This is a genomic window from Blautia faecis (assembly GCF_020554845.1).
GTDB lineage: Bacteria > Bacillota > Clostridia > Lachnospirales > Lachnospiraceae > Blautia_A > Blautia_A faecis.
The window spans coordinates 1-13,804 of sequence record NZ_JAJCIA010000017.1 but is presented as its reverse complement, the minus strand read 5'-3'; the positions used below and the strand labels follow the sequence as shown (position 1 = coordinate 13,804).

The 13,804-nt window shown below is 39.8% G+C and carries 10 protein-coding genes; 9 read left to right on the top strand and 1 reads right to left on the bottom strand.

The window, feature by feature from the left end:
* Positions 1-16 precede the first annotated feature (16 nt).
* From LIZ66_RS09865 to LIZ66_RS09825, 9 genes are all read left to right on the top strand, one after another.
* Positions 17-2,356, top strand: a complete 2,340-nt coding sequence (locus LIZ66_RS09865; RefSeq protein WP_226838043.1) for a GH36-type glycosyl hydrolase domain-containing protein — start codon at positions 17-19, stop codon at positions 2,354-2,356.
* A 22-nt stretch (positions 2,357-2,378) separates the two neighbouring features.
* Complete coding sequence (locus LIZ66_RS09860) at positions 2,379-4,826, top strand: glycoside hydrolase family 3 protein (protein WP_117854234.1); 2,448 nt, start codon at positions 2,379-2,381, stop codon at positions 4,824-4,826.
* Positions 4,827-4,877: 51 nt separating this feature from the next.
* Complete coding sequence (locus tag LIZ66_RS09855; RefSeq protein ID WP_195991747.1) at positions 4,878-6,596, top strand: sensor histidine kinase; 1,719 nt, start codon at positions 4,878-4,880, stop codon at positions 6,594-6,596.
* Positions 6,593-8,167, top strand: a complete 1,575-nt coding sequence (locus LIZ66_RS09850) for a response regulator transcription factor (protein WP_173767633.1) — start codon at positions 6,593-6,595, stop codon at positions 8,165-8,167. The genes LIZ66_RS09855 and LIZ66_RS09850 overlap by 4 nt, the downstream gene beginning before the upstream one ends.
* Before the next feature lie 216 nt (positions 8,168-8,383).
* The gene (locus LIZ66_RS09845) at positions 8,384-9,826 is read left to right on the top strand and encodes an ABC transporter substrate-binding protein (RefSeq protein WP_117854231.1); all 1,443 of its coding nucleotides are present in this window, start codon (positions 8,384-8,386) and stop codon (positions 9,824-9,826) included.
* 97 nt (positions 9,827-9,923) lie between these two features.
* On the top strand, positions 9,924-10,841 hold the full coding sequence (locus LIZ66_RS09840; protein WP_118582788.1) for an ABC transporter permease: 918 nt from the start codon (positions 9,924-9,926) through the stop codon (positions 10,839-10,841).
* Between the two features lie 12 nt (positions 10,842-10,853).
* A complete protein-coding gene (locus LIZ66_RS09835) occupies positions 10,854-11,735 on the top strand; it encodes a carbohydrate ABC transporter permease (protein WP_117854229.1) in 882 nt (293 codons plus the stop codon).
* Between the two features lie 173 nt (positions 11,736-11,908).
* Entirely contained in the window at positions 11,909-12,145 is a 237-nt protein-coding gene (locus tag LIZ66_RS09830; protein ID WP_117854228.1) for a polya polymerase, read from the top strand.
* 364 nt (positions 12,146-12,509) lie between these two features.
* Entirely contained in the window at positions 12,510-13,007 is a 498-nt protein-coding gene (locus LIZ66_RS09825; protein ID WP_117854227.1) for a nitroreductase family protein, read from the top strand.
* Between the two features lie 172 nt (positions 13,008-13,179).
* Here LIZ66_RS09825 and LIZ66_RS09820 read toward each other — a convergent pair.
* Positions 13,180-13,804, bottom strand: a 625-nt coding sequence (locus tag LIZ66_RS09820) for an IS1634 family transposase (protein ID WP_226838041.1), incomplete at its 5' end; no start/stop codon positions are given.

Below are 13,804 nucleotides of genomic sequence, written 5' to 3'. Positions count from 1 at the left end.
ACGAGGAGAAATTGCTATGAAGACATCAGTAGAAATGCTGGAAAACACTGATCTGTATCAGTTTACGGATGAAGGAAACAGCTGTCAGATACTAGATCCGGCAACGCCAAGACACTGGTATAATTATTTGTGGAATGAAGACCGTTATTGCGCCCAGATTTCCCAGACCGGTCATGGCCGGAGCTATTTCCTCAGCGAAAAAGCAGATATGTGCATGATTAATCAAAATGATGCCAGATATATATATTTAAGAGATGATGAAAGTGGAAGCTGCTGGAACATTGGAAAAGGACCATTAAATGCGGAAGTTGAAAATTACAGCTGTACACACAACATCAGTTATTCAGAAATACGATCAGAAAAAGATGGAATAGAAGGTTCCTGGAGAATTTTTGTTCCCCAAAAGGGACTTTATGAAATGTGGACAGTGACGCTTTGTAATAAGGGAGAACAGGAACGCAATCTCAGTATGTTTTCGGCTGTCAGCTTTTCGCTGGAAGGATTTTCTTATCCAAGATACTACGAAATGTACCGTTGTATGAATACTGGTTTTCAGTCAGAATTAAATGGAATTTACTGTGATTCCGCACATCCGTTTGCCCCACATGAGTATTATCACGGATTTCTGGCTTCTACGGAACCAGTATATGCTTATGATGGAGATTTGACGAAATTTTGTGGCTCGTTATCGACCTTAACAATGCCGGATGCATCTGCATGTGCGTTATTTCAGCGGCCAGATGTAGTGGTACAGGGAAGAGACTGCACGAATTCAGAAGCTGCACTTTTTATCCTTGGAGGAGTGCTTCAGCATAAAATTCAGTTACAGCCAGGTGAGAAAAAAGAAATTCATGTGCTGTTCGGAATCAGCCAGTCATGTGAAAAGGCGATTGAAGTAGTAGAACAGTACGGATCAAACCCGGAAAAAGTACAGCAGGAATTTGAAAAAGCAGCAGCATACAATTATGAAAAAATCAGTTCTCTGTCAATTAAGACACCGGATGAAAAAATAAACCATATTATGAATAACTGGGTGAAAAAGCAGGCTGATTTTTGTATTGTCGGGAAAAAAGGAGTCCGGGATAATCTGCAGATCGCAGTCGGACTTTTGAACTACAGACAGGAAAAAGCAGAAGAAGAGATTATAGAGTGTCTGAGACATCAGTTCCGTGATGGGCATGCGGTACTGACCTGGTATCCTTATGATGATACCCGTTACTCAGATCAGCCATTCTGGATCATCTGGGCAGTATGTGAACTGATCAAAGAAACTGGTAATCTGGCATTGCTGGAAAAAAAGACAGCCTGGCAGGATGGTGGGGAAGCCACAGTGCTGGAGCATGTGAAAGCAGCCGTTGACCGACTGATTGCAGATAAAGGTGAAAACGGTCTGGTTAAAATATTTTTCGCAGACTGGAACGACGCACTGAATGTTACAGATGATGAAGAGGCAGAATCTGTGATGCTTTCCCATCAGTTCTGTCTGGCACTTCGGGAACTGAAAAATCTGATGGAATATGCAGGTGATCATACATATGCACAGTTCCTGGAAGAAGAGTACAAAAAAATGAAATGCAGTATCAATCAGGCGGCATGGAATGGAAACTGGTATGCTAGAGCTTTGAGTAGAAAAGGAGATATAGGTACCAAGGACAGTAAAGGCAGTAAAATCTATTTGAATGCCCAGACCTGGGCTGTGTTGGCAGATGTAGCAGATGATGAAAAGCTGCCAGAACTGCTTCGGTCCGTTGATGAAATGGAGCGGGATTTTGGATTTCCATTGAACGATCCGCCTTACCAGATTTACGATGCCCATGTAGGAAGAATGTCAGGAATGCTTCCCGGATTGTTTGAAAATGGCGGTGTTTATTGTCACGCAACAGGATTTAAGATTCTGATGGATTGTAAGGTGGGAAGAGCATCAAAAGCATTGCAGACATTAAAGAAAATAATGCCTGACAGTGAGAAAAATCCTTCTTCACGTTCCGGTGCTGAACCTTATGTCTTTACCAATTGCTACTCTACACATCCAGGATATTACGGAAAGTCTTATCAGTCCTGGACTACAGGAACATCTGTCTGGTGCCTGATGGGAATATACGAAGGAATCATGGGTGTGAAGAGGGATTATGAAGGCTTAAAAATTGTTCCTTGTTTTCCGGCAGAATGGGAAAATGCAGAGATGACAAGACATTTCAGAGGAGCCGATTATCACATTGTGATTCAAAATCCACAGCATGTGGAGAACGGAAAAGGAAGTCTTTTTGTAGATGGAAAGCCGTGCCTGGAATCTGTATTGCCAGATTTCAGAGATGGAAAGATGCATGAGGTCGAAGTGAAAATTTCACAGCAGTAACCAGTAAGGAGCAATAGAGAGAATGAATCAAAAAAAAGTTGCAGAAAAAATAGTAGAAGAATCTGTGGTACTGCTAAAAAACGAAGATAATCTTCTTCCATTTGTCGGACAGAAAGATGTGGCATTCTTCGGAAGAGCACAGATTGGAATGCTGTATTCCGGAAACGGTTCAGGTGGGGCTCATATTGCCGGCTGTCCTACGATTCTTGACGAGTGTGAAAAAAACAGTATTATTCCGGAAGCTTTATTAAAGGGATTCTACACATATAAGCTGAAAGAGGAAAAGGTTTCTGAAGAGGATACTTTTGACTGGACGAAAGTAAATGAGGCTATGAACTGTGGAATCATGTATGAAATATTTGGAAAGTACCGTGCTCCGCTTAAAGAATATGAAGTGCCAGAGTATCTGCTTCAACAGGCAGCGGAAAAAACAGATACCGCAGTGATCGTTCTGGGAAGAAATTCCGGTGGTGAGGAATGTGACCGGCATTTGACAGAAGACTATTACCTGACAAGGGAAGAAGAAAAACTGGTAGACATAGTATGCAGTCAGTTTACCAAAGTTGTGGTTATATTAAATGTAAATGGTCTGATCGATCTGGCATGGCTGAAAAAGTATGACAGCATCAAAAGTGTATTGTTTCTTGGAATTCCCGGGGAAAGAGGTGCGGTTGCCCTGGGCAGAATTCTTTCTGGAAAAGTGAACCCATCTGGAAAAATGACAGTGACTATTGCAGAAGATTATAACGACTATCCTTCATCTGCACATTTTTCATGGGATAAGGAACATCCGGATCAGATCATGACGTATGAGGATTATGGATTATCCGCAGAGGAAAATGGCAGCAGGGGATTTGAGAAAAGTCCTGTAACGGTTTACTGGGAGAACATTTATGCAGGTTACCGGTATTTTGATACTTTTCAGAAAAATGTGTTATTCCCGTTTGGATACGGATTATCATACACGACATTTGAAATTACAGAAACAGGTACCCAAAAGAAAAAAGACGGTATAAAAGTTGTTGTCCGTGTGAAAAATACAGGAGCTGTGCCGGGAAAAGAAGTAGCCCAGGTCTATTGGTCAAAAATGGATCAGGAAGGATGTGAGCATCCGATGCAGGCTCTGGGAGGTTTTGAAAAAACCTCTCAGCTGGCTCCTGGTGAAGAGGAAGTGCTTAGCATTACAATTCCATGGAAAGAACTGGCGGTATATGAAGAAGAGCGAGCCGCATGGGTGCTGGAAAAAGGGGAGTATGCACTGCGTGTGGGAAACTCTTCCAGAAATACGGTCTGTGGAAAATTTATGCAAACAGAACAGGATTATGTTCTGGAGCAATGTGAGAATTGCCTGATGTTAGCATCCTGTAACTGTGGAAAGCTTAAATTTTTAACAAAGGATAAAAAACCTGATGGAACGACGAAAATAGCGGACGTAATAGAGAGAACAGAGAGAGTAGATACAGTTAAAAAAGGAAATCAACAGAAAAAAGCAGCAGAAGTACATAACTGTAAAGTGCAAACAAGAAATTTTTCTGGATTTTCCATAGAAGAACTGGCTGCCCTTTGTGTGGGATACGGACCTGGAATTCCTTTTGCAGCAGCAGGAGATCTGAGTAAACCTTCTACAATTTTAGATGAAAACGGGACACCTCTGACCACGAACAGCCATCCGGTTGGATATGCCGGATATGTTTCTCCTGCGATTGAGGAAAAGGGTATCAAGTCTGTTTTTTATAAAGACGGACCAGCTGGAATCGGAGAGACAGCATGGCCAACGGAAATGCTGATCGCCTGCGCATTTGACAAAAAACTCTGGTATGAATTTGGAAATGCTATAGGGGAAGAATGCGAGAGAAAGCAAGTGGATATATGGCTTGCACCAGCTGTAAACTTACACAGGAATCCTCTTTGCGGAAGAAATTTTGAATATTTTTCAGAAGATCCTTATTTAACTGGAATATGTGCCTGTGAGATAACCAAGGGTGTACAGGAGAATCATCCGGTGCTGGTATGTCCGAAGCATTTTGCAGTAAATGAGCAGGAAACATTCCGCAGGGGAAGCAGCAGAAAAAATTATGATGCAGTAGATTCGATCCTGACAGAGCGCACAGCCCGGGAAATTTATTTAAAGCCCTTTGAGATGCTGGTTCGTGATGCTAAGGTTGCGTGTATTATGACATCTTTTAATAAGATAAATGGTATTTTTGCAGGAGCAAATAAAGATCTGTGCACCCATATTCTTCGTGAAGAATGGGGATTTGAGGGAGCTGTGGTAACCGACTGGGGGGATATGGATATTGTAACAGACGGAGCAGATGCTGTTGCTGCTGGAAACGATATTGTCATGCCAGGAGGCCCTCCTGTAATTGCCCAGATATTAAAGGGGGTACAGGAAAAGCGTGTGACTCGCAGAGAGCTTGAGAATGCAGTCAGCCATCTTCTGGATATGACCAGCAAGGTAACCCCATAATTTGGAATCCTCACGAAAGAAAAAGTGGGAACCGGAAAGGAGGAGATTATTATGAAACAAAATCCGAAGACAATTAAACAGATTCTCAATATTTCTTTTCTTTCTGTATCTATCCCGGCTCTTATCCTGCTTCTTGTGCTGACCTGCTATACTATCAGCAGGCAGATTCATGCGGATCAGTCAGATACGGAAATCCAGCTGTCGCAGGTTACAACTCATATGGAAGAAGTTTTGAAACGATCGGAAACTCAGCTTAATAATCTTGTTGTACCCGGCTCTCCTTTTCATTCGTTCCATTATAGTAACACGCAACTGGAAAAGTACCAGAATGCCTATACAATCTTACAGATCCTGCGTCCGATTCTGACGCAGGATTCCTGCCTTGGAGGATTTTTTCTGTACAGCAAAGAAAAAAGTGATAATTGTTATTATCCTTCCTTCCAGCAACATTATTCCTATGAAGACCAGAAACTGCTCAAGGATTACTTTATGCAGCCGATTCATCTGTCAGAAGAACGCAATCGCTGGATTCCATTTATGCTTTCAGACCGGGTGGTACTGATCCGGATGATCGGGTATGACACTACTATTTGTGCTGTTATGGTGGATCCGTCTCTGGATAATTTCTCATTGTTCGCGGGTATGTCTGATTCGGATATGCATCTTTTTTATGCATCTTTGGAAGGAACACCTTATACCTCAGAATTTGTCACCAGGAAACTGCTATTTCCATATGAAGATAATCCTGTCAGAAAAATAACCCTTGATAAAAAAACATATCAGTTTATCAGTTCACCAGTGGGAGAATATAATCTACAGCTTTGCTGCATTTTTCCATACAAGGGAATCTGGTCACATATGAATTTATTCCAGAAAGTATTGATTTCTTGTATGATCGCATTGCTTTTTTCAATATCCCTGATCGGAATGTATCTGTACAGAAAATTGATTTATCCAATTAATACGCTTATGGAAACTATGCAAAAAGTTGGAAACGGAAACTTATCGCTGCGTGTAAATGACAATTATGATCTGCTGGAACTGCAGCGCTTTGGTCAGGCCTTTAATGAAATGTTGACTAAAATCAATGATTTAAAACTGGAAGCATATGAAAAGAAACTGGATTTAAAGCAGGCACAGCTGCAGTATCTTCAGTTGCAGATCCGTCCTCATTTTTATCTCAACTGTCTGAAAAGCCTGTATGGCATGGCAGAAAAGAAACAATACGGCGAGATCCAGGAAAGCATTCTGGCTCTTTCAGAATATTTCCGTTATATCTTTCGAAATAACATTGAACTGGTCAGTCTGGAAGAAGAAATTCACTCTGTATCCAGCTATATTAAATTGCAACAGCTATATTTTTCTTGTTGGCCGGAGCTTGGAATTGATATCTCGGCAGATACAACAGATGTTTTGGTTCCTCCTCTGTCAATTCTTACTTTTGTAGAAAATAGTATCAAGCATTGTCAGGATCGATCTCATATTAAGATACAATTGAAGACTGCTCATGTATCTATAGAGCAGCAGGATTATCTGAATATTACAATTTCAGACAATTGCGGAGGTTTTCCTTTAGAGGCTCTGAATACACTGAACCATCTGGAAGAACATGATTTTTTGTATAAAGACTACAATGTAGGAATTTATAACATATATTATCGCATGAAGATGATTTACGAAAATCAAAGCACTCTGGCATTTTATAACATAGAAAACCAGGGATGTGTGGAACTTCTGATACCTTTTCGGGAAAGGAAGATAGAATCATGAATATTTTATTAGTAGATGATCAGCCAAGTGTACTCTCTTCATTAAAATCAGGTCTGAATTGGAGTGCTCTTTTGGTACATAATGTTTATACGGCGTTAAATGCATCCGAAGCCAGGGAAATTATTCTTTCCCACCCTATTGATATTCTGTTAACAGATATTGAGATGCCAAAGGAAAGTGGATTATCCCTTCTTCGCTGGTGCAGGGAGAATCATTACCAGTTTGAATGTATTTTTCTGACTTCCCATGCTGATTTTTTCTATGCGCAGGAAGCAATTCAATTAGAAAGCTTTGATTATATTCTTCAGCCGGCAAGATATGAAGACATTGAATCTGCTATTAAACGGAGCATAAAAAGAATTCAGGAAAAAGAACAGCAGCAGACCTGGCTGAATTTTGGAAAAGCAGCTTTACCCCAGAAAAATGCTTTGTTGAAAGGTCTTTTAAATGACTGGTTTATGGGAAAGGAAACGGATCTTGACCAGGTGCTTCACTTTCTTCAGGAAATGAAGATTCCGGTTTCAGCTGGTTCAGACGTTTATCTCTTGTGGGTTCAGATACAACAATGGCATTCCTTTCCAGTAGCTTTTGAAGAATGGCGCCAAAGTACAGAAGAAATATTCAGAGATTTTTTCTCTCCGTTTCAACATCAGATATTGTCTTATTTTCCAGATAAAACGTCTATTGGAATACTTATTTACAGCCTGGAAAATAAGTTAATGGATGCAGACGTGTATTATGCTCGGTTAAATATGATCTATTCCAGAATTACCAGGCAATTTTCCTGTTCCTGCGCGTTTTATACACGTCCCTCTTTCCAGGTAAGCGAGTTGTCCAGGACAGCTGCCGCTTTGCAGGAAGAAAGGAAAAATAATATCTGTCAAAGTTCTGGTATCTTTTTTTCTGATTCGGCAAGTGTTCCACAAACTATTACATACTGTGAACCGGAGTTATTGTCGCAATTCGAAATGTATCTTTCTGGCAATCAGGCGGGCAAAGCAGAGCAGGAAGCATTGTTGTATCTTCAATCCTTAAACATAAATAATAAACTGAATCACGATACTCTGGTTGAATTTTGCAAAAATTATTATCACTGCGCTTACAGTGCCGCGCGGAAACTGGAACTTCCGGCACATTCCTTACCGGCTTTTGAAGATGTGGCTGGAATCAGCAGTGCTGTTACACTGGAATCAGCTGCGGCTTATTTGAAAAAAATTACTTCTTTTTTTGTTTCGGCATGTTCAGAAACTGAAACATCCGATAACAGCCTGGCTATAATCGAAAAATATATCCGTGAAAATCTGGACTCTCCTTTACAGTGTGCACAGATTGCAAAAGCTGTCTATCTAAGCCCGGACTATATTTCGAGACTGTTTCACAAAGAAAAAGGAATGCCTTTGAAGGAGTATATTACATTAACCAAAATGAAGGCTGCAAAAAATCTGTTGATTACCACATCTTTGCCTGTCAGTCTGATCGCAGCTAAAGTTGGTTATGACAATTTTTCTCATTTCAGTAAAGTTTATAAAAAGGTTATGGGTACGACACCATCCTCGGAACGGAACGCGTAGAACGGAAAAAGAACAAAAATGTGCGGAAAAAGAACAAAAAATAATCAATAAAAAATAAGTAAACGTAAACAGAACAATACTGGATGCTTCTTTGATAGATTTAAATATGGCAGGGCGATAAAATAAAGAACAGAAAGAGGCAAAAGCATATGAGCACAGACAATGCATGGAAGCCTGCGAACATAAAATCTATTTCTGTGCAGAAGAGAGGAAAAAATGAAAAGAAAAAAGATGATGGCAGCAGTTCTTGCAGCACTAATGACATGCTCTGCATTTACACCGGCAGTAGCAGTAAAAGCAGATGATGATGTTGTAAAACTTAAAATCTGGGTGTTTGGCGAAGGCTCAACAGAAGAGTGCGAAAAAGTATCTGAGGCTCTTAGCGAAATCACCAGAGAGAAAATTGGAGCAGAAGTAGAAATCTATCAGACAATTGATACGGAAAAACTGAATCTTGCAATGACAAGTGGCGAAAAACTTGACCTGGTGTGTGCACATAATCTTGACCGTAGCGGACTGGTATCCTCTGGAATGCTTCTTCCGCTGGATGATCTGTATACAGAATATGCACCAGACGCAGCTGCCATGGTAAAAGAAGAAGATACCAAAGCATTGTATTTCGATGACCAGATGTATTTCCTTCCAAGCAATGGAGACAAAGCAAGAGCTTCAGGTGTCATGATGAGAAAAGATATTCTGGATGAGTTGGGAATCAATGCAGATGATATCAAAGGAATGGACGATTTTCATGATGTACTTGTAAAAGTAAAAGAGAATTATCCGGATTTATATCCGCTTGTTCCATCATGGGTTGGTGGCGGAATGCAGAAAACCTTCCACATTGATGATATTTATAATGGACTAGTTGTACTTGAAAATGGATTTGATCCAAGTGATACCACTATCACAAGCCAGTATGAGACACAGGAATGGAAGGATTTCTGTAATTATATGTACCAGTGGAACCAGGAAGGACTTCTGATGCCAGATGCTGCTACTTCCACAGATAACAGTCCGATGAGCACAGTTGGATTTGCTGATTATGAAAACCTGATTCCTGGTAAAGAAGCAGATTTCTCAAAAGGCAATGGACATGAATTTGTTTCAGCCCAGTTTGTAGAGCCTCTTAAAGATACAGAGCGTAATAAAGGTATCTGGTGTATTCCTGCAGGCTGTGAATATCCGGAAAAAGCAATGGAATTGTGGAACCTGCTTTATTCCGATAAGGAAGTAGCTACAATGGCTGCATATGGTATTGAAGGCGTTAATTATGAATGGGTAGAAGAAGGATCTGTTGTAAAGATTCCGGATGGTGTGAAAGACACTTATACTACATATGAGTGGGCATGGCCGAACTTAAATATTCTTCCAGTATTCGAAGGAAAAGATCCAGCTGTCCGTCAGGAACTTGAAGAGTTCAATGATAGTGCAGCACGTGCAACTTCTCTTGGTTTTGTTCTGGATACTTCTACAATTATGAACGAAATTACTGCATGTAATAACGTAAAGCAGAAGTATGAAACTCCTTTACAGTGGGGCGCATTAGATCCTGAAGAAGCAATTCCGGAATTCATTGAAGAACTGGAAGCTGCTGGTCTTAGAACCATTCATGAAGAGGCACAGAGACAGCTGGATGAATATCTGGCAAAACAGAAATAAGTAAAGGGAATAAAAAGGACAGGCCGGTTTCGTCCTGTCCTTTTTAAATGCACTTAGCAGTGCATGTGTTTGAATAGAAAAACGAGGAGGTTTGTTCATGAAAAGTAAAATGAGAAAAATCAGACGCTATTGGCCTTTGTATCTGATGATGCTTCCGGCTTGCATATATATTTTTATTAATAATTATGTGCCGCTGCCTGGCGTGTCACTGGCATTTCGTCAGTATAATTTCCAGAAAGGAATTTATGGAAGCCCATTTATCGGACTGAAAAACTTCAAATTTCTTTTTGCCAGCAAAGACGCATGGATCATTATGAGAAATACAATTGGCTATAATCTTATTTTTATTGTCTTAGGAACTGTGTGTGCAATTGCGGTAGCAATCCTTCTTTGCGAAATAAGATCAAAGATTTCGAAAAAAATATATCAGACCTGTATTCTGATTCCGTATCTGGTTTCGATGGTAATTGTCAGTTATCTGGTATTTGCATTCCTCAGTGAAGGAAACGGCTATATTAATACACAGATTCTTGCAAAATTGGGAATGAACAAAATTTCCTGGTACAATGAGCCGAAATACTGGCCTGTGATACTGGTAATCGTTAATTTATGGAAAAATATCGGGTACAACAGTATTATGTACTATGCAATGATTATTGCAATTGATAAGACTTACTATGAAGCAGCAAGAGTTGACGGGGCAGGAAGATGGCAGCAGATCCTACATATCACTTTGCCTGCGATTAAACCGACGATTGTAATTCTGACACTGATGAGTGTGGGAAGAATCATGTATTCTGACTTTGGTCTGTTTTACCAGATTCCGATGAATTCCGGAACACTTCTTGATGTGACAAATACAATTGATACTTATGTATATCGTGGTTTGATGCAGACAAATAACATTGGAATGTCTGCAGCAGCAGGAGTATATCAATCTGTAGTCGGATTTATACTTGTTATTACAGCGAATCTGATCGTAAAGAAAGTCGATCCGGAAAGCGCGTTGTTTTAAAAGGAGGCACCTATGTATAAAAACGAAAAAATATTCCAGTTTTTTGCCAATTTAATTCTTGCATTGCTGACAATATGCTGTGTGGCTCCGTTTCTTTTGATGATTTCCGCGTCATTCAGTTCTGAATCGGCACTGTCAGTATATGGTTATACTTTTTGGCCGAAAGAGTTTGATCTTTCTGCATACAAATATTTATTTTCCAGCACTGGTGCACTGTTAAAAGCATACAGCGTTTCTATTGGTGTTACGGTTGTGGGAACGGTTCTTAATCTGATCATGACAATTTTGATGTCATATCCGTTATCCAGAAAAGATCTTCCGGGCAGAAATATATTTGCTTTTTATCTCTTTTTCACAATGCTGTTTAATGGTGGTCTGATTCCCTCCTATATTATGTGGACAAGAAATTTCCATATTCAGAACACAATATGGGCATTGCTGATTCCCAATCTTTTACTGAATGCTTACAATGTAATTATGATGAGAACATATTTTACATCCAGTATCCCTATGGAAATTATCGAAGCTGCAAAAATCGATGGGGCGCGTGAAGGGACAATTCTTGTGAAATGTGTACTTCCTATGGCGAAACCAATTATTGCAACTGTTGCACTTCTGGTTGGTCTCGGATATTGGAATGACTGGATGAATGGTCTGTATTATCTGTCAGACGACAGCCTTTACAGCATTCAGGTATTGTTAACAAAGATTATGAGAAATATTGATATGATCAAACAGACTTCCGCGTCTGGTGTCAGCGTAATGGCACAGATTCCTTCTACATCAGTGCGTATGGCAATTGCATTTCTGGGAGTTTTGCCAATTCTGATTGCATATCCGTTTTTCCAGAAATTCCTGGTAAAAGGAATTACGGTTGGTGCTGTGAAGGGGTGAGATCATTATAGTTTCCCAAATAGAAACTATGATGACAAAAATAGAATTGCAAAAAATATTTTAAATAGTGTTAAAATAATATCATTGACAAGATGCATGAAAAGAAGCAGTGAAGTACTTTGTAAACATGCTCTAATGTCGAAGAAAAAAAGAAATTCAAAAGAGTGAAAACCATGCGTGTAAAATCAATACAGAACATTGACGGCTTTTTCAGAGCACTTGAGAAATGCCATGGAAGAGTGGAACTGATTACAGACGTGAAAGACGTGTTAAATCTTGCCTCCAAGCTGACACAGTATATTGGGCTTACCAGAGTATTCAGCAACCCGGACATAGAATCCTATGAGATCGTATGCTATGATGCAGAGGATTATGCTTTGTTGAAGGAATTCCTGGTTCCGGTTAAATAAAAGTGTTGGAGCCTGTTTGAAAAATTACATACGATTCAAAGTTAAAGGAAAGGCTGCGTTGTATAAAGAAGTTTCGTTTTACGAAGGAAATCTTTATACAATGCAGTTCTATTATGGTCTGTTTAGAGTTTGGTTTTCTTCCATATATCAATGCCCTCCAATCGTATGTTTTTATAATATAATAGCCGGTTGCTTTTCCAGCTGTCTCCGAATTATACGTTATTGGAAGGAAAGTATCAACGCAAAATTGCGCGGAAACATAAAGCGTCTATTAACTGCACAAATTTCTGGATTGTTTTTATAAAAAATATATCGTATGATACAACTAGAAGTTCAAAAATGTATACAGAAGGAGCAAAATAATATGGAGAATGTTTTTCACAGGGTGCGTATCAGAAAATATGAGGATAAGGCAGTAGAGAAAGAAAAAATCATACAGATATTGAAGGCGGGAATGCAGGCACTGAGTGCATGTAATCAGCAGCCATGGGAATTTTATGTAGTGACAGACAAAGAGAAAATACAGGAATTGTCAAAGGCAACCCCATATTCCGGATGTGCAGCAGAAGCCCCGGTTGTCATTGTACCGGTGTATCGCACGAAAGGTCTGGTTGTACAGGATATGGCTCAGATTGATATGGCTATTGCCCAGGAAAATATCTGGCTGGAAACGGATGCACTGGGACTTGGCGGTGTGTGGATTGGGATTGCACCGATGCAGGACAGAATGAACCTGGTTCATGAAATACTGAATCTTCCGAAAAATCTGGAAGTATTTTCTCTGTTTGCACTGGGGTATCCGGCAGAAATACGAGAACAGCAGAATCGTTTTGATGAAACAAGGATTCATTTTGTTGAATAACTTTGAACAGTCTTGTTTTTGGTATAGTAGGGACTAACTACAGATATTTCCCCTTGACAACCAGGCATATATCCTGACTTTTGCAGCTAAATGGATATAAAACACCCGTCAAACCCAGTAAATACAGGGCTTGGCGGTTTTTCGGCTTTGTCAGATTTTCATGGCGTTTTTTCTACTTTTTGGTCTTTGCTAAAACTTTTTTTATTTCTCCCAGAGTACGGATACGTTTCCCAAAATCAATATCTGTAACTCTTCCGATATCTTTTAGAACTTCATCGTAATAATCAAATAGATAGTAGTTTTGCTGGATTAAACTACATTCGGCTTTTGACAGAGATTCCAAAATGGTTCCGATGCTGTATTTTCTCTCCAGTTTATTTTCCAGTATTCTTGCGATTGTCAAAGCTACAAAACAGGTAAGGAAATGTGCTTCGATATGTTCTTTTTGCCAGACATACACGGGTCTGGCTTCCAGTTCACTTTTGGTTACTTTAAAAGATTCTTCAATTTTCCATAAACCTCGGTACATATCGATAATCTCGTCGTCAGATGTCTCCATTTCGCTGGTTAAGAGCATATAGTAACCATCCAGTGCTTCCTCCCCTCGGATTTTTTCTTCATCAATGTCCAGAACAGAAGAGGCGGTAAGGATTTTTCCGGTTTCTTTATCATAGTCAACTTTTTTGACGTATTTTGCAGCACCATAAGATATGGCTCTTGTATAATTTCCTGGATTTTTTGCCAGTGCAGCTTCACGCTCTGCTTTTGCTCGTTTGGCATATTTTTCACTCCAGAAG